Annotated in this window: 19 protein-coding genes; 10 read left to right on the forward strand and 9 right to left on the reverse strand. The window is 40.9% G+C overall.

The genetic code is table 11. The features are described 5' to 3' along the window. Positions 1-67 precede the first annotated feature (67 nt). Positions 68-568: a PIN domain nuclease gene (locus FWF39_RS01105; RefSeq protein ID WP_343381592.1), complete on the reverse strand. Its 501-nt coding sequence runs from the start codon at positions 566-568 to the stop codon at positions 68-70. A 296-nt stretch (positions 569-864) separates the two neighbouring features. On the opposite strand from FWF39_RS01105, the gene FWF39_RS01110 reads away from it, so the two are divergent. After that, entirely contained in the window at positions 865-2,127 is a 1,263-nt protein-coding gene (locus FWF39_RS01110; RefSeq protein ID WP_343381593.1) for a type IV secretory system conjugative DNA transfer family protein, read from the forward strand. Between the two features lie 5 nt (positions 2,128-2,132). Next, complete coding sequence (locus FWF39_RS01115; protein WP_343381594.1) at positions 2,133-2,612, forward strand: hypothetical protein; 480 nt, start codon at positions 2,133-2,135, stop codon at positions 2,610-2,612. A gap of 93 nt (positions 2,613-2,705) precedes the next feature. Here FWF39_RS01115 and FWF39_RS01120 read toward each other — a convergent pair whose 3' ends face one another. Both FWF39_RS01120 and FWF39_RS01125 read right to left on the reverse strand, forming a co-directional pair. Further along, complete coding sequence (locus FWF39_RS01120) at positions 2,706-4,319, reverse strand: recombinase family protein (RefSeq protein WP_343381595.1); 1,614 nt, start codon at positions 4,317-4,319, stop codon at positions 2,706-2,708. Between the two features lie 72 nt (positions 4,320-4,391). Then, a complete protein-coding gene (locus FWF39_RS01125; RefSeq protein ID WP_343381596.1) occupies positions 4,392-4,559 on the reverse strand; it encodes a hypothetical protein in 168 nt (55 codons plus the stop codon). A gap of 754 nt (positions 4,560-5,313) precedes the next feature. Here FWF39_RS01125 and FWF39_RS01130 point away from each other — a divergent pair. Beyond that, positions 5,314-5,934: a hypothetical protein gene (locus FWF39_RS01130; RefSeq protein ID WP_343381597.1), complete on the forward strand. Its 621-nt coding sequence runs from the start codon at positions 5,314-5,316 to the stop codon at positions 5,932-5,934. Positions 5,935-6,009: 75 nt separating this feature from the next. Here FWF39_RS01130 and FWF39_RS01135 read toward each other — a convergent pair whose 3' ends face one another. The 5 genes from FWF39_RS01135 to FWF39_RS01155 form a co-directional block, all read right to left on the reverse strand. Continuing rightward, the gene (locus FWF39_RS01135) at positions 6,010-7,536 is read right to left on the reverse strand and encodes a hypothetical protein (RefSeq protein ID WP_343381598.1); all 1,527 of its coding nucleotides are present in this window, start codon (positions 7,534-7,536) and stop codon (positions 6,010-6,012) included. A 6-nt stretch (positions 7,537-7,542) separates the two neighbouring features. Then, the gene (locus tag FWF39_RS01140) at positions 7,543-8,013 is read right to left on the reverse strand and encodes a hypothetical protein (protein WP_343381599.1); all 471 of its coding nucleotides are present in this window, start codon (positions 8,011-8,013) and stop codon (positions 7,543-7,545) included. 10 nt (positions 8,014-8,023) lie between these two features. Next, positions 8,024-8,428 (reverse strand): hypothetical protein, encoded by a 405-nt coding sequence (locus FWF39_RS01145; protein WP_343381600.1) that lies wholly within the window; start codon positions 8,426-8,428, stop codon positions 8,024-8,026. Between the two features lie 226 nt (positions 8,429-8,654). Continuing rightward, complete coding sequence (locus FWF39_RS01150; RefSeq protein ID WP_343381601.1) at positions 8,655-9,062, reverse strand: hypothetical protein; 408 nt, start codon at positions 9,060-9,062, stop codon at positions 8,655-8,657. Positions 9,063-9,361: 299 nt separating this feature from the next. Further along, positions 9,362-10,120, reverse strand: coding sequence for a class I SAM-dependent methyltransferase (locus tag FWF39_RS01155; RefSeq protein ID WP_343381602.1), 759 nt, complete (start codon positions 10,118-10,120; stop codon positions 9,362-9,364). 268 nt (positions 10,121-10,388) lie between these two features. On the opposite strand from FWF39_RS01155, the gene FWF39_RS01160 reads away from it, so the two are divergent. Continuing rightward, complete coding sequence (locus FWF39_RS01160; RefSeq protein WP_343381603.1) at positions 10,389-11,963, forward strand: recombinase family protein; 1,575 nt, start codon at positions 10,389-10,391, stop codon at positions 11,961-11,963. A gap of 744 nt (positions 11,964-12,707) precedes the next feature. Next, positions 12,708-14,261 carry a MobQ family relaxase gene (gene mobQ, locus FWF39_RS01165; protein WP_343381604.1) on the forward strand — a complete coding sequence of 518 codons (1,554 nt, stop codon included), beginning with the start codon at positions 12,708-12,710 and terminating at the stop codon, positions 14,259-14,261. Between the two features lie 7 nt (positions 14,262-14,268). On the opposite strand, the gene FWF39_RS01170 is transcribed toward mobQ (FWF39_RS01165), so the two are convergent. Further along, positions 14,269-14,868 carry a hypothetical protein gene (locus tag FWF39_RS01170; protein ID WP_343381605.1) on the reverse strand — a complete coding sequence of 200 codons (600 nt, stop codon included), beginning with the start codon at positions 14,866-14,868 and terminating at the stop codon, positions 14,269-14,271. A gap of 305 nt (positions 14,869-15,173) precedes the next feature. Between FWF39_RS01170 and FWF39_RS01175 the strand changes: the two genes are divergently transcribed. From FWF39_RS01175 to FWF39_RS01195, 5 genes are all read left to right on the forward strand, one after another. Next, positions 15,174-16,319, forward strand: a complete 1,146-nt coding sequence (locus FWF39_RS01175) for a hypothetical protein (protein WP_343381606.1) — start codon at positions 15,174-15,176, stop codon at positions 16,317-16,319. Between the two features lie 277 nt (positions 16,320-16,596). Then, on the forward strand, positions 16,597-18,159 hold the full coding sequence (mobQ, locus tag FWF39_RS01180; protein ID WP_343381607.1) for a MobQ family relaxase: 1,563 nt from the start codon (positions 16,597-16,599) through the stop codon (positions 18,157-18,159). A gap of 12 nt (positions 18,160-18,171) precedes the next feature. After that, positions 18,172-18,807 (forward strand): hypothetical protein, encoded by a 636-nt coding sequence (locus tag FWF39_RS01185; RefSeq protein ID WP_343381608.1) that lies wholly within the window; start codon positions 18,172-18,174, stop codon positions 18,805-18,807. Positions 18,808-19,359: 552 nt separating this feature from the next. Beyond that, the gene (locus FWF39_RS01190) at positions 19,360-20,802 is read left to right on the forward strand and encodes a type IV secretory system conjugative DNA transfer family protein (protein WP_343381609.1); all 1,443 of its coding nucleotides are present in this window, start codon (positions 19,360-19,362) and stop codon (positions 20,800-20,802) included. Then, the gene (locus FWF39_RS01195) at positions 20,795-21,370 is read left to right on the forward strand and encodes a hypothetical protein (protein ID WP_343381610.1); all 576 of its coding nucleotides are present in this window, start codon (positions 20,795-20,797) and stop codon (positions 21,368-21,370) included. The genes FWF39_RS01190 and FWF39_RS01195 overlap by 8 nt, the downstream gene beginning before the upstream one ends.

Below are 21,370 nucleotides of genomic sequence, written 5' to 3' on the forward strand. Positions count from 1 at the left end.
AATTTCATAGTTATACCTCCGCATTGCGTGAATGTCCTCAATAGTAAAATTCGGGCTGGTTACAGGCTTATTTATCTTTTTCATCCTCATCACCTCTCACGAAAAATTCAGGCGTACATATCGCGATATTATCCTTTCCATATCCAGACAACGCCGAAACAACCTTTACACCTGTAATTGTGTTGTAATTAACTATATGACTAAAATTCCAAGAAACAATACTATCACAATTATGAATCATAGCAACGGCTAAATGTAGTGCGTCATCCATGCAATTTGGTTTAAGAATACCATTATCAATAAACATCTTCGCGACACCTTCAATGTCCTTGTCAATGCTTACCATAATGTATTCTATCTCGTCAAGAAACCCTCGAAGTTTATCCCTTTTTGCTTTCTCTTTGCAATCTTCAATTTCCATTTCTACAACCGTTGACAATACAATGTCATATTTGCCGCTTTTCAAGTATTCCCAAAATTTCAAAGTGCTTGCTGTCCAGTCAGGATGATTGCTTTGGTCTAAATGGCTGATGACGCTTGTGTCAAGATAAATTTTCGGTTCCTTCAAGACAATCTACTCCTTATGCCATTTGTTATATACATCTTTATTACATTATAATATGTTTTTCATAAAAAGTCAATTTTTTATTCTAAAGTTTATAAATCCAAATGTATCTATTTTGGTATATCATGGGTTATAATTGGGATTTCGGGGCAGAAATTACTGGTTATATTATGAATTTTTTAGTGCAAATTTTTTCGAGCGTAGTGTCAGCGTTTTTGCGTCTTTTTGGAAGGCAACCGAAAAATCCATATAAAAATGCCGAGCAAATCACACATGCGGCAAAAAATCCCCCTGTCAACATGAAATTAGCAAGCTCCGAACCTCGCGGGATATTCTTTGGAAAACAGTATAATCAATATGTTGTAAAGTCCGAAGAAACCGACGGGCACGTTTTAGTCGTCGGCGGCACAGGTTCGGGAAAAAGCTCATGCGTCGCCATTCCTACGCTCCGAAACTGGCGGGGAACAATTTTCGCCGTCGATATAAAAGGCGAACTATACACAAACACCCGCCAACACCGCAGAAACATTAAACTTTTCGACCCCGAAAACAAAAGCAACCGCTATGTTTACGACCCCTATGTTTTTCTAAACCAAAGCAACAACCCCGCACAGGAAGCCCGCGCAATCGCCCAAGCCGTAATACCTCTGCCGTATGACGTAAAAGAGCCGTTCTGGATTGAGAGCGCACAAATCATCTTGACGGGTGCAATTTTGCACTACCACCACGCAAAATGCACCTTTATTGAAACGCTCCGCAACATTCAAAGCCAAAACCCCCAAGCCCTAATAAAAATCATCTCCGACAGCACAAACGACAAAGCGGCACTATGCGCCAAGTCCTTTGACGGCATGGACGGCAAAGTTTTAGCGGGAATCTTTGCCGAAATCAGCCGAGGCATAATCGCCCTTGTAACCGACGACGATATTGTTAGCGCGTTATCATATGAAGAAAGTAAGGAAATCATATCGCCGTTGGACTTAGAAAACGGTTCTGATGTATACATCAGAATCCCCGAATACTTGCTTAGGCAGTGGAAAAACCTCTTGACGCTTATGGTTAATCAGTTTATTTCATTCTTTGAGCGGCGCAAAGAAAGCACGGACAATCGCCCTATTCTGTTTTTATTAGATGAGTTTCCAAGACTTGGTAAAATTCCCGCCATGACCGACGCATTAGCGACGCTCCGCTCTAAAAAAATCACTATCTGTATAATTATTCAAAGCCTCGCCCAACTCAAAATGATATATGGACACGACGCGCAGGAAGTAATCGCGGACACATGCGCTTTTAAGGCGATATTGGGCGCGACCGACGCGAACACGCAAGAATATTTCTCAAAACTTGTCGGCACTTATGAAAAAATCCGAAGCTCCCACTCACAAAATTTTGACCCCTATATCGGTGCACCCACAGGGCACGGCACACAAACCTCCCAAGACTACGAAAAACGCATAATCAAACCCGAAGAATTCGCCACCTTGCAACACGAGCTTATCCTTTTATATCCTTTGCCCTTTAACTTTTGCAGGGTACATAAACAGCCCTATTATTTGAGGTGAGCCGCTTGGACGAGAAAGATACACGTTCCTATGTAGAAACGCTCCAATCCCTGCAACGCGACATCAATTCTTTAAAAAAATTTAGTTCCCTTCATCCTTCACTTGAAAAAACCATTGATGGTTTGCGCAATTCTCAGACCCTTCTCTATGAAGCCCTCGCCCAGCATGGCGTAACTGCCGAAGCAGTGCATAAAGTCATAGTGGAGAACAGCGACAAACAACTCATCGCCGAAATTATGCGGCTGCAAGCCGCCAAAGACAAAATCAATAAACAACTCGCCGCCCCCGACCTAACCCCACAAAAACGCCAATCCTTAGAGCACTCCTTTGCGCGAACAAAACAAGACCATGCCGACAAATGGCAAGAAATCATCAACAGCCCACGCCGCGCCGAATTAATCCGCATGACTGAACAAGCCATAACAAAAAACCTCGAAAAATCACGTACCCGTGACCGCACTCATGACCTCGACCGAAGCCACTAAAAATTATACAAAAATAAACGATTTGGTTATTTGCCACATTTTATTTTGAATGTTGTTACACTTCACAATAAAACTGCCACATGGCAAATATATTTATTGTGAAGTCAAAGTGTTTGATAAAAAACCTATAAAGCGATAAAATATTTCTACAGTTTGAGCACGGTTCTTGCCCACGCCGACAGCGTTATAGATTGTGATGTGGTCTATCAGTTCGTGCAGTATAGAAACGGTCAATTCCTTGATGTCGGTATATTTATGCACAATATCAAAGAATTTGGCGGCGTTTTCGTTGTCGGCTTTTTGCTTTAGTGTTTTTTGCTGTAGTTCCGCGATTTTGGTTTGTAGTTCTGATTGTTCGGTTTCATATTCGCGTGAGAGGGTTAAAAACCTCGATTCCGCCAGCATACCCAGCGCGTTTTGCTCAAACAGACGCTTTATAATCACGTCCAACTCGGCGGCTCGGCTCTGATGCTTCCCTAAATCGCTTTGGGCTCGGCGAATATCGCGCTTGTTTTCCTCCGCCGACAACTGACGCGCATATTCCGCGAGATTTCCTTCATGCGTTTTCGCGAACTCTGCCTTTTTACGTATATCGTCCAAAACCAACCGCTCTAATGCGGGCACGGTGATATAATGCGAGGTACAGCGTTTGGTGTGCCGCTTGTAGAGATTACAAGAAAAAAACGGCGGCGTGCGGCGTTGCCCGGGATTACAGCGGGACAAATTATTGCCGCAGTCGGCGCATTTCAACAGCCCCGCGAAGATATTTCCCTCTTGTATCGAGTACGCGCCGCGCTTGGTTTTGATGAACCCCTGCACCTTGTCAAAGGTCTGTTCGTCGATTAATGCGGGGTGCATGTCCCGAACCTCGACCCACTCATCTTTTGGGCGGTATACGCAAGTTTTGTTTTTGAAGGATTTCGTCGTCTGCTTTTGTGACACCACATGCCCAAGGTATCCGCGGTTTCTCAAAATTTGCTGAACCGTCGTAAGTTCCCATTGGGTGGGATATTGCTGACATTTCAGCATTTGATATTTCCCGAAGGTTTTCGCCAAATATGCCCGGGGCGTAAGGATTTGCTGTTTTGTCAAATAAACGCGAATACTGTGGGGCGCAATACCCTCAGCCGCCATTTGGAACATTTTTTGTACAATCGGCGCGGTTTCGTAGTCCACAATCAGACGGTGCTTGTCGGCGGGGTCTTTCATGTAGCCATAGGGCGCGTGGGGTGCTTTGTATTCACCTTTGACCGCCATATTCCGCATGGTTGAACGGATTTTCTTTGAAATGTCCCGCGCGTAATACTCGTTTATTATGGACTTGAAGCCCATAATTTCATTCTCACCGTGAAAAGTGTCAATGTTGTCATTTACCGCGATTAGCCGCACATTGTTATCGGGAAAGAAAAGTTCCGTATAATAGGCGACCATAGCGTTATTTCTGCCCAGACGCGATAAGTCTTTGCACAGCACCGCCCCTATTTTCCCCGCTTCAATGTCCGCGACCATGCGCTTAAATGAGGGTCGCTCGAAGGTTACGCCCGAAATTCCGTCGTCCACATATTCATCATAAATTGTCAGCCCGTGCTCCAGTGCGTAACGCCGCAAAATGTCGCGCTGATTGCCTATACTGTTGGATTCAGCGTCGCCGCCGTCGTCACGCGAAAGGCGGCAGTAAATCGCCGCGTTGTTTGCCTGCTGTTTCATTAGTCAGCCTCCTTTTCAGCGGCAAACAACCAAATCATTATATGGTTATTATACCCTAAAAATTTTTGAAAATCAAGCTTCTTTTTCCTCGTTTTTGATTGCTTCGACATCACGTTTGACGGCGGATTTTATGACTTCTATCAAGGATTTTTCGCCTATGTATCTTGTAATTACCCGAAATGTCGTATTGCCAATTATTGTTTCGTAGGCTTCACAGTTTGTATCAGCACTATCAAACATAAGACAATCCCCCCTATGTTTAATTTTATCTGTAAGGGATTGTCCAATATTACACGCAGGAAGATAATTTGGAAAATAAGGTTGTGATAATGTGAGTAACTCTCAACATACGGAATATCAGGGTGTAGCGGTGAATTTTAAAATTGGTATTCTAAAGGAGTTGCATAAACGGCAACTAATAACCCGCGATGAAATGGAAAGGGCTATAAAAAGCATAAATGGCAAGAACGATTGAGCCTGCGAAGGACGACCCATTCTCAAAGGTTTTATTTTTATTTTGATGTTTTTGTGTTGCAACCGACCGAACGTTGCGGTTGACGGTTCAAGTTTGCAAGATTATGACTGAAGCTAAAAAAACGACGCATTCAGCGGGTTTATTCCCGTTTGATAGTTTGGGCGAATAAAAAATAACTATCAACACGACGTTAATACCATATAATATCAAAATGTCGATAACTTTTTTGGAAAATTTTAAACTGAGGTATTGACAGGGGGGGGCAACCGTGCTATAATAAATATTAGAAAAGTAGTTTTGCATTAAAACATGCGGATTTTTCGCCCTTGAAGTTAGATTTGCAATTTCTGAATTTTAAAAAGGGGTTGCTGTTTCAGGAATACAACACGAAGCAATTATATTGTGCGTGAGGTATATATTATGTAATGCTACTTTATAAACGGTTGGGGCGTTAGTGTGCTTAGTGTTTGAACTCTGCCGGTTTTTGCTCAAAATATACAACTAGAGAGGATTTTTTATGTGAATGATTTAACGCAACGTATTAAAACTAAAGAAATTCAGGCATTTCAAACCCTTCAGAACGACTACATAAGCATTTTTAATGACATAATGTTTCTTTTTGATGATTCCGCTACTGGTGTCCCAAGCGGTCGTGGAATTGTAGGTATGTCGATAAAGAAGATGCCATACAGCAAAACACTAACAGTAAAAGACATAAATGGCAAAATTCTCATCAATGCTTCAAAAAATACTGAACACAAAACTAAAAGCATATCTTCACTCAAAATCGGAAATCTTAAAATTTTATTTAAAGAAAACGAGTTAGTCGAAGTGTCAGAATATGCAAAAGGTGTAAAAGGTGCATTAAGTAACGTGCGGTTCACTCCCAGCGGGAAACTAACAGGCGAACGCTTGGATGCCGTTTCCCTTTCCTCGAAACCATTTGAGCCGATTCGACAGGGCGACGGTCATCTTGTTCAGCAAAAAGTCGTAGAGGCTATGAAAGAAATTACGCCTCGCATACCTTCGCGTGTGCCTTGGGGAAATATCGAAAATATTTTTACTATGCCTTCGAGTGAAACATTGCACCCCGTCTATAATTCGCAATTGGAAAAGCTTATGCGTTCATCTATTCGTTGATTTACGATTTTTGATAAAATAATGAGGATTTTATAAAAGGAGCGGGCGGGGTGTGTACGCCCCCATTTTTTTTGACTATTCTATGTCAGAATGTGCTTTAGAAATGGTACAATTTTCATTGTATAGCATTCCGAATTTATCTGCTTTTTCAGCCAAACCACAATCTTGTGTTAAGATACCTTTAGCACATACATATTCGTAAAAATATTTATATGCGTTCTGCGCGTCCTCATATGCGTCTTTAAAAATAAGTGTTGTAATTTCTTCATACAATGGAGGCTGACGTAAGTCCTTTAAAGTTTTAAATTTCTCATTGCTATAATTTACATCCTCTTTGTGGTAATCCGCATAACCTAAGTTGATTTTCATAACGTGGTTAATGAGCGGGAAAATTTCTTTTTTGAAGTAAACTAAAGCTGAAAAATAGTCATAAACTGCTATTAAACAGCTTTTTACAACTTCCGCGTCATTGCAGTGATATTTAGCGGATGTAAGCCTCATAGAATACGACATATCGTAACAAACCTTTTTCAGCTTTTCAAGGCATTCTTGACCCTTTTCAAAATAAACTGTTTTTTTCTCTAATTTTGCATAATCAAGCCCCTCTACCAAACCATGTTTTAACAAAACAAGAGCTGTTATAAATTGGGGGCAACATGAATTGTTTTCTCTTTTAAATGCCATTGTAGCTGGTCTTGAATTACAAATCAACCTAACAGGCTTTGAATATTCATAACGATGCAAATATTTTGAGTAGTCATAATACAAATCAAGATACATAGTTTCTCCTGTTAAATAAGAAACTATTGCAAGGTTGAATGCACGCAATTCATTATCAACATTTTTTCTTTGTTGGCTATGTTCATTTAATCTTTCTAAGGCTTCAATATATTGAGATACTTTGTAGGGGATGCGTTTATTTTTGCCTGTAAATGTTTCTATAGGTTCAATGACTTTATTTTTGAGCAGTTTATTAACGGCTTGAAGATATTGCCTTAATTCATCATTCGGTTCATTCGCTAGAGCTTTATCGACAATACCCTGCAAACCGCCTGCTTTATGATAGCAATCTGTTAATTTATCAAAATCAATTTCGACTACTTCTTTATTTACGCATTTGTAGAAGGGATTAATTTGCTCATCATCAATGAATGCCTTAAAATCAGGGTGTTTTTTAAATATATGGTCAACCAATGCCCATGTAGTCGTTGGCAATATGCAGTATTTATGAGTTACACTTTTATGATTAAGTATGTAACGAACGCAACCGACATTGTCCCTATCTTCTAAACGGGTTTTACTAGGGTTTAAGAAAACGTCAAGGACTGAAAAAGGAACGCTGAATAGATGGGGAAAGTTGTCGTCATTGTTTTTTTCTTTGCAGTGTTCTTTTGCTAATGCGAATATTCTCCGATATTTGGAGAGAAGTGAGTAAAACATACGTTCCCTAGCATCTTCGAGAGCCTCTCTATCCTCTTTTTTAAGATTATTTAATATATCTTTAAATTTGTGTTCAGAAAAACCAAATTCGGCTATTGTTACGTTATTAGATGCGGATTTATTAACTTGCTCTTGAGGTTGAATGTTAAAAGATTGAGTCATTGTGTATCACGCAACTTTAAATATGTTACCTTCCGTTTTAAACGGTCTGCCTTCAACCAGCCTTAAAACAGAAAAAAACGCAAACCAAAAAAGCAGTATCTGTCTCGTTTGAATAGGTGATATTCCATCTCTGTCCATACGATCAGCAGCCCTTTTAGCCGCATAATTAAAGTTATCTGCAAAATTCGTTTCAGCTAACCAACGCTTATTAGCTTCGTCAACTTCCCTGCAGTCACTAAATACATCTTTTTCAAGCCACTGTTTTGTTGCAGAAATAGCTTTTGACAAATCTAATGGCGCAAGAGGGGGCACTCCGTCAAGTTGATTAGTGAGTTTCTTGCGTAAAGCTTCTTGGTATATTGGGTCAATTATTATATCCTTTAATGTGCTTGCATTTAAATAATACTCCGGACTGCCCGGAATATTACCCATACAAGTTGTTATGTCCATTCTTGCACAATATTGTTTATCACACATTTTACACATTTTATAGCATCCTCGACGTTAGTCTATATATGCAAAGAATAATTACGTTGGCAAGTAACAACGCCAGCACCAACGGCACGAGGTATAGGGCGAAAGTCAACCATGGGGTGATCTCTGTAAAAATATAATATACTGAAACTAGTCCAGATATCACACTCATTGCAAGAATTAATATTGATGCCCCAATTATTATTGCATAACCTTTTTTGATAGCCCGAATGTCATAACGGATGGCTTCATGATATCCTTTCTCAGCTTTTCCCAACACAAATATTGTCACTCCCGACAAGGGAAAAGTCATAGTTGCAAATATTTTTGATATGCCATCAGTATCCTTTATTAAATTGACATCGCCAAAGCCGCTCCGCCATGTAAGAAACAGAACTACGATAGTAGTAATCGCCATTAGGAATATGGGTAAATTTTTCTTCCCAAATGCGACTATATATCTCATCATGCCTAGTTTGCGCTCGCTCGCTAATTTTGAAGTAAGTGTATATTTTTGGACATATATATTTTTCGCCGAATATACTGTTGTTTAAGCTTATTTTTCGCAAAATTAGACTTATATTTACAATATTTAGATGTATATAGTGCAGAAAACAAGTGAATGTTATGGTTTTTAAACCATATTATAATAGCATTCTAAATCGTCCTTGCGTGATAGCAAATAATAACGAATAGTGAGCAAGCCAAAAAAACACCCATATCCTAACCTCAATTTTCGACATCCCCAACTCAATATCATCACTACGACATATTATTTTTATTCCGCGATTTATCTTATCCACCCAGTTATTCCAATTTTCTTGACAGCTATGAGAATCATAATGCGCACAAATCATGTCAAGCCAATTTTTTGTTATTAACAACGCCTCCGACCAACATAAAGCGTCCTCAGAAATACATTGAGAAGAAAGGCGACGCGATAGTTGCTCTTGATAATCCGCCGATTTTACTATTTCCATTAGTCCCGTTTTTCTTAACAAATTTTCTGGTGGATAATTTGAAATATAGCGGAATATATCATTTACAGTCATTGGAACACCTGAATAAACAACAAACATCAGCCATATAATATAATATTTTCTAAGAATTAGTAAAAATTATGTTCGTATTACGCCCTCTTTCTGAGCAATTAAACAAATCCATTCCGAATCAATAACCCTGTTTGAGGCTGTTTCATCTGGACGTTTGGATAATTATAAACCCATTTCTACAAACTGACATCATTAATTGTTTTAGGCGAATGATATTGAAATATCCGTTCGCCTAACCCTTCCGCAACCCCATCAAGCAATAATTTTTCATTTGTGTTGTCTGTTTTCCGTAGACTTTTTCATAAGATGCCTTTGTACATGGTCGAATCACACGAGAATCTCACTAAGTTGTTTTTCTGATGTTTATCGAACCACTCTTGCAACCTCGAACGCATAATTTCATAACCCTGTTCGCCTTCAACGGGAGAATAATTCGCGGATTCCGCTAATTGTAAAACTGTTTGGAAATCTAAATATCTGTCGTTTGGATATGATGTGGTTTCATATTGGGCAAAGAATATACCGAATAAATCTGGTTTCATCTTATTTTCACGTGATATTTCTTTAGTCGCACATTCGCGAATCAAGTCGTAATACTCTTTCATTGCAGACTCTCTTTTAATCGCGTACCAATTCCAAACTAAACAGACCTTACCATCATTTTTTAAAATTCTGCTAAATTCTTTTTTACATTCGTACTCATCGAACCAGTGGAAAGAATGAGCGGCTACAATTAAATCTGCCATGGCGCTCGGCAACGTGGTTTTCTCTGCTGTTGCCGTAATAATATGCAAATTTGGATTATGACCGTACGCGAGCGTCAATTGTTCGCGCATCGCTTTATTAGGCTCAACGGCATAAACAATACTCCCTTGTTCAAGCAATAGACTTGTAAATTTTCCCGTTCCTGCGCCGACATCAATAACGACAGGAGGCATATTAGTATTATTTATATTTTTAAACACCTCTCTCACTATCTCTTTGGGATAAGAGGGGCGTGCTCGATGATAAACGCCAGCTTTCTTACTAAAACGTTCTTTACCATCTGAAATTAACATATAAATTTCCTTGCTGTGTGTGTTTAGTTCACGGTAGGAAGGTGCTTCTTTTATATTTAAGTTTATTACGAATTTTTAAAATATATTTATTTTCTGTTCTCTCAAATTTTACAAACGATTATTATGTACGACACTTCTAATATCATGCAAAATTTCAAAGTTGGTGTGTTGAAGGAGTTGTATAAACGTAATCTCATAACGCGCGAAAAGCTTGAGCAAGCTATAAAAATCTGTAAAAGGCAATAATATCACGTGGAAGTGTGTTCTTATGAAGCGCGTGGCAGCTTATTGTCGGGTTAGCACCGAAGCGGACGACCAGTTAAATTCGTTAGAGAATCAAAAAAGGTATTTTGAAAAATATATCGAAAATAATATTGAGTGGGAATTTTGCGGACTTTATATTGATGAGGGTTTGAGCGGCACAAGTGTTGATAAGCGCGAAGGGTTTAAGCGGATGGTCGCTGACGCTGAAAATAAAAAATTTGATTTACTGTTGACAAAGGAGATTTCACGCTTTGCGCGGAATACTTTAGACAGCATATTTTATACGCGAAAGTTGAAGGGGTTAGGCGTTGGGGTGGTGTTTATGAATGATAACATAAACACGCTGGATTCAGACGCAGAATTAAGATTAACAATTATGTCGAGCATAGCCCAAGAGGAGAGCCGCAAGACAAGCGAGCGGGTGAAATGGGGACAAAAACGGCTCATGGAAAGAGGCGTTGCCTTCGGCGCAAAAGCATTAGGATACAACCTAAAACACGGCAAATTGACAATTAACGAAGATGAAGCAAAAATTATAAGATTAATTTTCGACCTGTATTTGTCGGGCATGGGAGCACACAACATAAGCAAAGAGCTTGATAATCGAGGAATCCCCACGCCAAACGGCGGCACACGCTGGAACGCTGTTCGCGTATTGCGAATCCTCAAAAATGAGAAATATATCGGCGTGCTGAAACAGAAAAAGAAAATAACGGTAGATTATCTAAGCCACAAGCGCAAAACCAACGAGGGCGAGGAAAATTTCATTATCGTGGAGAACAGCCACGCGCCCATTATCGAGAAAGAAATATTTGACAGGGTGCAAAATGAGATTGTGCGCCGAAAAAATGTAACCGTTGAAAAAAGCCGATACTCCAACCGTCATGTGTGGAGCGGTAAGGTCAAATGCGCTTATTGTAATTCGTCTTTTAAGCGGAAAATTAACAACAGTACGTCGAATAGTCCGCAGATTATTTGGCAATGCTCCGAGGCTGAAAAGTACGGCAAAGAAAAAATCAACGCGCAGGGCAAAAAGGTTGGCTGTAACTGTAAAATCGTTCCTGAGTGGGTCTTGCGGGAAAATTTCTTAGCCGTCCTAAATGTGGTTATTGAAAACAAAGATTTTGTTGTGCGGGAACTAAAAGAGCGTGTGCGCCGCGCTATTGCTGAATGTCCCAACAAAGGGGACGAGTTAAAGGAAGTTCTGATGGGGCTTGATAAATTATCTGATAGAAAATCAAGGTTAATCGAGATGCACCTTGACAGGCTGATTAGCCTTACAGAATATAAAAAAGCCTATGCACAGTACGAAAAACAGCAACAAACCCTGCAAAAGCGTCTGTCGGTCTTGGATGGTGAAAATAAACTTGCGGCAGATTTGGAACAGAAACTTGACAGCGTAGACCAAGCAATCGAAAATTTGGCGCGGCTTATAGAATTCGGAGATTCAATATGCTCCGAGGTGCTACACAAGGTTGTTGTTGAGGGCAGGGATAAAATGTCATTTTACCTAACGACAGGCGAAAACAAAAACCCCGCCTTTTTTAAAATACCCCTTTTGATACGCCAAGACTTGTGAGTGAGATATCTTTGTTAGCAGATATATTGAGCGCAGAGTCGGTTAATGTGATATCCTTATCCAGTGCGATAACTGTAGAGCCTACAGCATTATTTACTGCATTACCAAAAGAGGTATAACGGCAGATTTTGCTTGCCGACGAAGTCGGAAATGACGCCGACATGCGGCATTTCAAAATCAACCACTAAAAAGCGGTTTACCTCGGCTTATTATTCCCGACTTTATCAAAACATAACAATAGAAGTCTATATCGGAGTGTAGCAAGTTGGCACTCCGACTTTTTATAAAAATTCTTGTTCCTACTGTGAGTGTTTCCAATTCTTGGCAGGGGTGTTTTTTTGTTTGTGTTTCTAAGTTTGGGCGGGGTGCGTTCGCGTCGCCAAGCGGTCGCTGTCGCGCCGATCAGCGCCGCTCACGCATTATCCTAACACCGAAGAACACGCGGCAGGGGCGTTTTTTTGTCCTCACTCAAAAATCGCAAAAAGCGGGACAAGTGGTTTTTGCGTCCGAAGCTCCGACTAATGCCGCCCATGTGGTGGGAATTGTCCGCGCCCTACGGGGTCTTTCACGGAGCTTCTCCCTACAGACAGCGGTGAGGGCTAAAGTCCCGACTAATGCCGCTCCCATGGCTGGATTTGTTCGCTTCCCGTGGGGCTTTTTGTGCTTTTGGCTAAAAAGTGCGGGAAGGGCGCACTTACACAATCGCACCGCGATTGTCCAACATTCATGCGGGTTTGAGGGTTCTTGCGAGCTGAAACGTCGGAGGTATTTTTAACGCCGATTTATCATCTCAGCGTTAAAATTATCGGCAGGGGGTCGGGGCGGTCTGCTGTGGGTGCGGCGGCGTACAGAGCTGGGGAGAAGCTGAAATCGGTGGATGCGGCGGCGTATCGGGCGGGCGTAGAGTTAGAGGGCGACGAAATAACCCACGACTACACAAGAAAACAAGGCGTTGTGCACAAGGAAATAATTTTGCCCGATAACGCGCCCAAAAATTACGAAGACCGCGAGACCCTGTGGCGAGCGGTAGAAGCAAAGGAAAAGCGGCGCGACGCAAGGCTGGCGCGGGAAATCGAAGTCGCGCTACAAATAGAGTTTGACTTAGAAGAACAAAAAGCCCTACTCTGTGAATACATAAAAGAAAATTTTGTTGACAAGGGTATGATTGCCGACTTTGCCGTGCATAATAAAGGCGACGGTAATCCCCACGCGCATATTATGTTGACTACCCGCCATGTTTCGCCCGACGGTTTTGGGGGTAAAAACCGCGACTGGGACGAAGACATTGAGCTTTTAAAATGGCGCGAAAACTGGGCGAAAATTAATAATCAAAAGTTTGAGGAAAAAGGGCTAGATTTGCGAATAGACCATCGCTCATACAAGGAACAGGGCATTGACCGCGAACCGACCATACATTTAGGACACAAGGCAACGGCGTTAGAGAAAAAAGGCATACACACCGAGCGCGGCGACAGAAACCGCGAAATCCAAAAACGCAACGCCGAACGCGCCAAACAAGCGGAGCGCAAACAGGAAGCCACTGAAATTCCCGACATTGAACCTACCACCGAAAAAACCGCAAAACACCTAAACAAATTAAGAGATGACTACATCACGCTTGAAAAAGACTTATCCGAGCTAATAACAACGCGCAATGAAATTAGAGAAGAAATCCCCCGCTTAAACTTCCGTGCCGAAAATATGGACGAACACGCCAAAAACATTGAAGCCCTACAGAGCAGAATCGCAGAACTACAGCAAACCCGCCAAAACCTAAACTTTTTACAACGGACAAAAAAACAGGAAACCAACCAAGCACTCAAACACGCCGAACAGGAAACACGCCGCGCCGAGATATTTTTCAAAAACCGCTTCGGCATAGACCCAAACCAAACCCCAGACGAAATCAAACGCCTACAAAAAATAGTCCGCGAAAAACAAACCGACCTAAACACTAAAAACGCCGCCATACTAAACATCATGGACACCCAAGACAAAATCCTCTTAGACTACCACACCCAAAAACTCATCGTCCAAACCCGCCCCAACAGCCAACAAATAGACAAACTTTTGGAACACATGAACACCCCGCCCGAATCCGTCCGTGACCGCCTCCTCCAAGAACGAATCGACCGCCGCCTAAACATCATCCCCGACCAAGATTTCCAGCGCGTTATCGAAAAATTACCCCAATACCAAACACAAACCCTAATCGAACAACGTAAACGCGCCGAAACGGTCAAGCGTGAACAAGAAAAATCGAGGGAGCGCATCCGAATAATCGAACGAAGCCGTTAGAAAGAAATCAACTGCGAAAATTTTTAATTTCCCCTAATTTATATATCTCCATAGAACTCCGTGCCTTAATTGCCTTAATTTCCGCTTCATTATCTAATAATTTTTGCATAGATAAGTGCACCGCTTTTTCAAAACGCTGAACAAAACCCGTATCTTTCAAAGATATATTCGGCAGGGTTTCTTCAAAAATATTCGCCCAGATTTTATCTGCAACAATTTTACCCTCATCTTTAGTAAATGGTTCTAATGGTTGTCCGTTTATTTGCTTACCTTCAGCAGTATATGTTGTTTTACTCCATTCACCTGTTTTATCCAGTTCGGACAACGTAACACTAACATTGCGGTTAATATGAACTCTAAGGGTGTTTGTTTCGAGCGAAGCCGTGCCACCCCAATCCCTCCAAGACGCCGCCAAAACTTCCTTGCCATCACCTTCCTTTATCCTATGCTTATGCCCGTGCCCCTTTTCTTTAGTGCTTGTTGAATAAATAGGAATACCGCGACGATTTTCTTTGACTTTAAGGGCGTTTGTTACGCTGTTCGTCACCAAATAACCGGCCTTCTGTACAGCCAAAAATGCCTTAAATGATTCGATAGGTTTATACATTTTAAAATCACCTTCAACTTTCCTTGCAAATTTACGAATCCAATTACGCAAAATTCATTGTTAAAATTAATCGGCAATCTTTAAAAAAACACTTTTTTATGAATAAATTATATTTTTACCACATCAACTTCACACCACATATTCTATCACATTATTTTAGCTTTTACAACATATTTTTCAAAATAATATTGTAAAATATTTTTTTGATTTTTAATTTGCCTCTATTTACAATTTCTTTCAATAAAGTTTATAAATTATCGGTTATACATAAAGTAGGCATGATAGATTCGCGTATATCGAAAACGATGAATCGCATAGCGAACAATAAACACGCTGAAATAATAAACCTATTATTATCCATATTCATGTTTCCCGTTGGACTTTTCGTAATTAAAGCGCCTATTGCTGAAAGCATATTATTATCAGCTTCATTTTTTTTGGTTACACGAATTTGGATAATTCATTTTAAAACTTCTGAAATTAACGAGGATACATCTTCTGACATCGGAAAGCTTGAAAATGTCAATAAAAATGTAAACGCAATGAACACTACTGTAAACACAATAAACACTAATACAAACACAGCAAACGATACTGTAAATACAATAAGCGACAATGTAAATATGTTAGCTGTTTCAATAGGTGAACTGAGCGCTATTACTAATTATCGTAAAATAGTTCTAGAAAATTTAGCAGATACAGCACAAAACCTAAGCAAGTTAAGTGATACAGAAGAACAAACATTTTTTTATCAGTGGTATAGAAAAGAGTTGACAAAGCTAACAAAAAATCTGCGCAATACTAATGACAGCAAATACGTCAGGTTTATGGTCTATAGATTGCACGACGAGGAACATCAAATCTATAAAGTATTTGAGAGTAAAAGGAATAGGTTTTTCTATGCTCCTTGTACCTGCAAAAGCATCAAATGGTGGTTAAACCCCTATGGCGAGTGTTTCACAAAGTTTATTCATAAAAATGTCCAAAGCGGAAATATCGAACAGGTTCGCCGAATTTTTATTTATGAAAATGAAAAGGAGTTCCGTAGCGCACTTGTTAAATTTGCCTTTGTCCTTCATAACAATGGCGTATACAAATTTAAAATAATTTCAAAAACAAGATTTGACGCCCGTTTTAATACAAGAAATGGAACCGGCAATCACAAAGCGGATTTTGGCATATTCGGAGAAGAATATGTGTGGGAAGTTACAAATGGTACTGATGAGGGCGGCCCAATAAGTGGCGATTTTTCTATGGATGAAAATAAGGTTAATTGGTATAAACAATTTTTTAACGAGATGTGGGATGAATTGGACGATTACAAATTTAATGACAATAAGATAGGTAATGAAATAGTACTAGCATGTGCAAAATATGCAGAACAGGGTATCACAAAGTTACCTAAACTTTACGAAGATTACGAAAAAGAAAAAGCCAGAAAAACAGCTTGATTGTTTAAAAATAAGTTCTTGTGCAAATTAAATCAACATGCGGAAAATAACAGTTGTGTTTAAAGAGAAAAACTAAAAAATCTGGATGGACGCTTACATTATTGCCTCTGCATTGAGCGGTAGCCGCTCTTGGCAGGGGCATCTGTGTTAGCATCCTTCCAGTTAATGGGAGTGCGCAACTATACAATTTCTTCGAAATTGTATGTATTTTTGAGATAATGGACAAACCATGCCGAATAAACTAATTTCAAGTACGTTAAGGCAGGGGGCTCGTAAGATGGCGATTTTTTACATGGATGTAAAGATTATCGGCCGCAGTTCGGGACGCTCCGCGATCGGCGCGGCGGCATATCGAAGAAGCGCAAAAATGCACTCAATAGCCCATGCCGCATACCAAAGAGGCGAAAAAATAATCGGCATAGGCGATAAAGTAACCCACGACTACAGGTCAAAGGGTGGTGTGGTGTATAGTAAAATTATGTTGCCCGATGACGCACCACCCGAATTTATAGACGCGCAAACCCTTTGGAACGCCGTCGAAGCAAGCGAAACACGCAAAAACGCCCAACTCGCACGCGAAATAATAGTCGCCCTGCCCAAAGAATTCAACCTATCAGAACAAAAAGTGGTTTTAAGGCAGTACATAAAGGAAAACTTTGTCAGTAAAGGTATGATTGCAGACTTTTCTATCCATGACAAAGGCGACACCAACCCCCACGCCCACATAATGCTCACAACCCGCAATATTTCACGAAATGGCTTCGGAAATAAAAACCGCAACTGGAACAAAAAAGAAAACCTATTGGAATGGCGCAAAGCTTGGGCACATATAAATAATGATATGTTTAAACGCAAAAGACTAACCCAACGCATAGACCACCGAACACTCAAAGCACAGGGCTTAGACCAAGAACCGACCATCCATTTAGGACATGAAGCGGCGGCATTAGAAAAGAAAGGCATCAAAACCGAGCGCGGCGATTATAACCGCGAAATCCAACGACGCAACACCGAGCACACCAAAAAGGAGGCAGAAATCATGGAATTACAAAAACCAGAAATCGACGACCCAAAGAAACTCACACAAAAACCGGAACACATAAACAAATTAGCGCCCGACCCTGCACCAAACGAAATAATCACTAAACTAAAAACCGCAAACCGCATGAACCAATTACCCCAACAACAACCGCCCACACCAACAACCCAACCCACAAAAAAACCAAACATCATACAAAGAGTAAATCACACAAAGCAACTACGCAAAAAATATACCCGACCCATACATGATTTACATATCCTGACAGCGGAACGCAACATCAATAAAAATGAAAGCTTGCATTTAAAATTACACTCCGAAGAAATGGACGAACACGCCAAAAACGCCCAAACAGCAAACCAACATATAGCGGTGTTGGAAGCAGATTTTAAAAATTTGCATTTTTGGGAAATCAGACGCAAACAAAAGTTAAAAAAGACAATAGAGCAAGCAAAAACCGACAGCCGCATAGCAAACTATCACTTTAAAATAAAATACCGCATTACACCCGACCAAGCCCCCTCGGAAATCAAGCGGATACAAAAACAAATCCATATCCTTGAGTTTAAAATTGAAAAGCAAACCCACCAAATAGCAAGACTTTCACAAGAAGTTGACATTGCCAAACGCGAATATCTCCGACAGGGGCACATGGTCAAAAGACGTTCCAAGCAACCCAGAGTTTTAACAAGCCGCCGTCAAAGCGTTTCTGAGCTAATAGGCAAACTTCGCGAAAAAACAGGAAAAGCAAGGGGGAAAGCTGTCAAGCGAATTAAGTCAAATAAAAATAAAACATTCTAAGGGGCATCTATTATGATGGGCAAAGAACCAAATGTTCTAAGATATAAATTTGATGAAGACAGAGACGAAGCTGAGGGTATATTTTTTTATCGCGTAGAAAATATTGATGCACCTGTCAAAAGTATAGCGGAAATGCAGGGCAGGTCGGCGCAGTCGCAAGAAAAACGGCGAAAGCTACGCACTTGGATAGCGCATGAGAAACAACTTGATAGGGAAATCGAACAATTAGAGCACGAAATAAGGATTGCGAAGCGTGATTTTAAGGAAAATTTCGGTATTGAACCCGAAGAAGCTCCTGCTGAAATAGAGTGCATACGAGAACAAATCCGCGAAAACGAACATGCCAACAACATCCGAAACGCCCGAATATCAGAGCTTACAGAGTTACAAGAGGCTATTGAATTAGAGTATAAAACGCAAATGTTACCTTTTGACCTTCTCCCCGATAAAGAAGAAATGTATAGATTGTTAGAAGATCTGGAGGAATTAACAAAAGACACTGATGAAAAACAAATATATAACGAAACTAAAAGTCTGATAAACACCATCACGGACGAGACTTTCAAAAAAAGTATTGCAAAGTTGCCAATAGAACAAGTTCAGGTTCTAATAAAAGCTTGCAAAACAAAGGGAAAACACAACCTGTAGCGAATCTGATGAACATAAATTGACGTGGGCTATAATGTCGCCGTCCCCATCGGCGGCGCTTACGCTCAAACCCCTCGCGCCCTCTCGCTCATCGCTCCGAAGTCGCGCTTCGTTACGCGAGGGGATGCTACACTTCGCGCACGCGGAAGTGCATGAACCTTCGCTCCGCTCGCTTGCACGCCGCCTGACGGCGACCAGAAAGAGGGCGCGCAGAGTAAAAGAAAGATTCCGAGGAACGTTATCAACATCTAAAAAGGAATTAGCGAATACTTAGAAAGAATGTAACGGAGAGGAAAGAAGCGTTAAATAAGTCATTAGGTTAATTAGTTTACATAAAATCTCCTGAAAAGCAATCCCCGAATTTGAGCGCGTCCGATGTGTGTTCTTCCCGCATGTCGGGCGCGTTCTTTGCTAACAAAGTTTTCAAAATCTGTTGACTGCCGCCTTATTTTGGGATATAATTTAATAAGTTTATAAATCCAAGCGGCGCAAATAATTTGATATATCATGGGTTATACGTGGGATTTCGGCGCAGAAATTACAAGTTATATTATGAGTTTTTTAATTCAAATTTTTTCGGGTATCGTGTCAGCCTTTTTGCGTCTTTTCGGAAGGCAACCCAAAAATCCCTACAAAGCCGCCGAACACACCACACGCGCAACAAAAAATCCCCCCGCCAACAGACAATTAATGAGCGCGGAGCCTCACGGAATTTTCTTTGGGAAACAATACAATCAATATGTCATAAAGCCCGAAGAAACCGACGGACATGTTTTAGTGGTCGGGGGTACGGGCACGGGAAAAAGCTCATGTATCGCCATCCCCACACTCCAAAACTGGAGGGGAACAATATTTGCAGTTGATATTAAGGGTGAGTTATACAAAAACACCAAAGACAACCGCAGAAACATTAAACTTTTCGACCCCGAAAACAAAAATAATCGCTATGTATATGACCCCTACGTTTTCTTAAATCAAAGCACCAATCCCGCGCAGGAAGCCCGCGCGATCGCCCAAGCCGTCATACCCCTGCCCCACGATGTAAGAGAGCCGTTTTGGATTGAGAGCGCACAAATAATTTTAACAGGCGCAATTCTGCACTATCACCACGCAAAATGTAGCTTTATCGAAACCCTCCGCAACATTCAGAGCCAAAACGCCCAAACCCTAATAAAAATCATATCCGAAAGCTCAAACGACAAAGCAAAACTATGCGCCAAATCCTTTGAGGGCATGGACGGCAAGGTTTTAGCGGGAATTTTCACCGAAATCACACGAGGCATAATCGCCCTTGTGACCGACGACGATATTGTCGCGGCACTATCTTATGAAGAAACTAAGGAAATCATATCCCCGATGGACTTAGAAAGCGGCACGGATGTTTATATCAAAATCCCCGAATATTTCTTGACTCAATGGAAAAGCCTTCTAACCCTCATGGTTAATCAGTTTATCAGCTTTTTTGAGCGGCGCAAAGAAAGCCCTGACAACCGCCCGATATTGTTTTTATTAGACGAGTTCCCGCGCCTCGGCAAAATCCCTGCCATAACCGACGCATTAGCAACCCTGCGCTCCAAAAAAATTACTATCTGCATAATTATTCAAAGTTTAGCCCAGCTCAAAATGATATATTCGCACGATGCGCAGGAAGTCATCGCCGACACATGCGCTTTTAAAGCCGTATTAGGCGCGACCGATGCAAACACACAAGAATACTTCTCAAAACTCGTCGGCACATACGAAAAAATCCGAAGCTCTCACTCACAAAACTATGACCCCTACATAGGCGCACCCACAGGGCATAGCACCCAAACCGCGCAGGACTACGAAAAACGCATCATAAAACCCGAAGAATTTGCCGCCCTGCAAGACCAACTCATTCTGCTATACCCTCTGCCCAAAAACTTTTGCAGAGTGCGAAAATTGCCATATTATATAAACAAGGGCCAATCTAATTCTACGCCAAACGCTTCGGGAGATATGCCGCTTGAATAATTCCCCTGTCCCATACATCAAAAAAAATATAGGCTATAACACTTTAGGCTTTTTAGTACTGATAACATTAGGCTTCTACGTCCCATATTTCTATAGTAAATTCATACCGAAAATAAACGCCATGACGCAAACCGCGTTCGGCACGAAAATCAAGGAATTTAAAACGGGCCTTTTTGCGGTAGGCTGGGGCATAATTCTTTCGCCTTTTTCCTTTGTGCTTGCAAAGGCGCTCATTTCAAATGAGGGGCTTAACTCAACAGTCACAGCGATACTGAACTCAACAAATACGCTGGTGCTTGTCGGGGTTATAGCGGCGTGGTTGGTTTTGGTTTTTGTTATGTATGGTTATGGCATGGGCGCGGTGCGCGGCTGTAATAAGCAGTTATTACAACTTGCAGAGTATTATATGTGTGATGAAGTAGAGAAGATATTGGACGATTATGGGTACACTTTGGAAAATCTGAAACCCTTAGAATCAAAGGGTATTGCTATGGAGAAATTTAATCTTGCAATGGCTAACGCGCTAATAGAGGAGCATAATAAAAGTCTCCTGTTCGGGCGCGATTAG

The sequence above is a fragment of the Candidatus Bathycorpusculum sp. genome (assembly GCF_009778815.1).
GTDB lineage: Archaea > Thermoproteota > Bathyarchaeia > Bathyarchaeales > Bathycorpusculaceae > Bathycorpusculum > Bathycorpusculum hydrogenotrophicum.

What these genes read in the sequence shown, in the direction of transcription:
- FWF39_RS01160 (WP_343381603.1), top strand. Translation starts at nt 10,389, where the DNA reads ATGAAGCGCGTGGCAGCTTATTGTCGGGTTAGCACCGAAGCGGACGAC.
- FWF39_RS01125 (WP_343381596.1), bottom strand. Translation starts at nt 4,559, where the DNA reads ATGTTTGATAGTGCTGATACAAACTGTGAAGCCTACGAAACAATAATT.
- FWF39_RS01135 (WP_343381598.1), bottom strand. Translation starts at nt 7,536, where the DNA reads ATGACTCAATCTTTTAACATTCAACCTCAAGAGCAAGTTAATAAATCC.
- FWF39_RS01170 (WP_343381605.1), bottom strand. Translation starts at nt 14,868, where the DNA reads ATGTATAAACCTATCGAATCATTTAAGGCATTTTTGGCTGTACAGAAG.
- FWF39_RS01110 (WP_343381593.1), top strand. Translation starts at nt 865, where the DNA reads ATGAAATTAGCAAGCTCCGAACCTCGCGGGATATTCTTTGGAAAACAG.
- FWF39_RS01120 (WP_343381595.1), bottom strand. Translation starts at nt 4,319, where the DNA reads ATGAAACAGCAGGCAAACAACGCGGCGATTTACTGCCGCCTTTCGCGT.
- mobQ (WP_343381607.1), top strand. Translation starts at nt 16,597, where the DNA reads ATGGCGATTTTTTACATGGATGTAAAGATTATCGGCCGCAGTTCGGGA.
- FWF39_RS01185 (WP_343381608.1), top strand. Translation starts at nt 18,172, where the DNA reads ATGATGGGCAAAGAACCAAATGTTCTAAGATATAAATTTGATGAAGAC.
- FWF39_RS01155 (WP_343381602.1), bottom strand. Translation starts at nt 10,120, where the DNA reads ATGTTAATTTCAGATGGTAAAGAACGTTTTAGTAAGAAAGCTGGCGTT.
- FWF39_RS01140 (WP_343381599.1), bottom strand. Translation starts at nt 8,013, where the DNA reads ATGTGTGATAAACAATATTGTGCAAGAATGGACATAACAACTTGTATG.
- FWF39_RS01190 (WP_343381609.1), top strand. Translation starts at nt 19,360, where the DNA reads ATGAGTTTTTTAATTCAAATTTTTTCGGGTATCGTGTCAGCCTTTTTG.
- FWF39_RS01175 (WP_343381606.1), top strand. Translation starts at nt 15,174, where the DNA reads ATGAATCGCATAGCGAACAATAAACACGCTGAAATAATAAACCTATTA.
- FWF39_RS01150 (WP_343381601.1), bottom strand. Translation starts at nt 9,062, where the DNA reads ATGACTGTAAATGATATATTCCGCTATATTTCAAATTATCCACCAGAA.
- FWF39_RS01145 (WP_343381600.1), bottom strand. Translation starts at nt 8,428, where the DNA reads ATGGCGATTACTACTATCGTAGTTCTGTTTCTTACATGGCGGAGCGGC.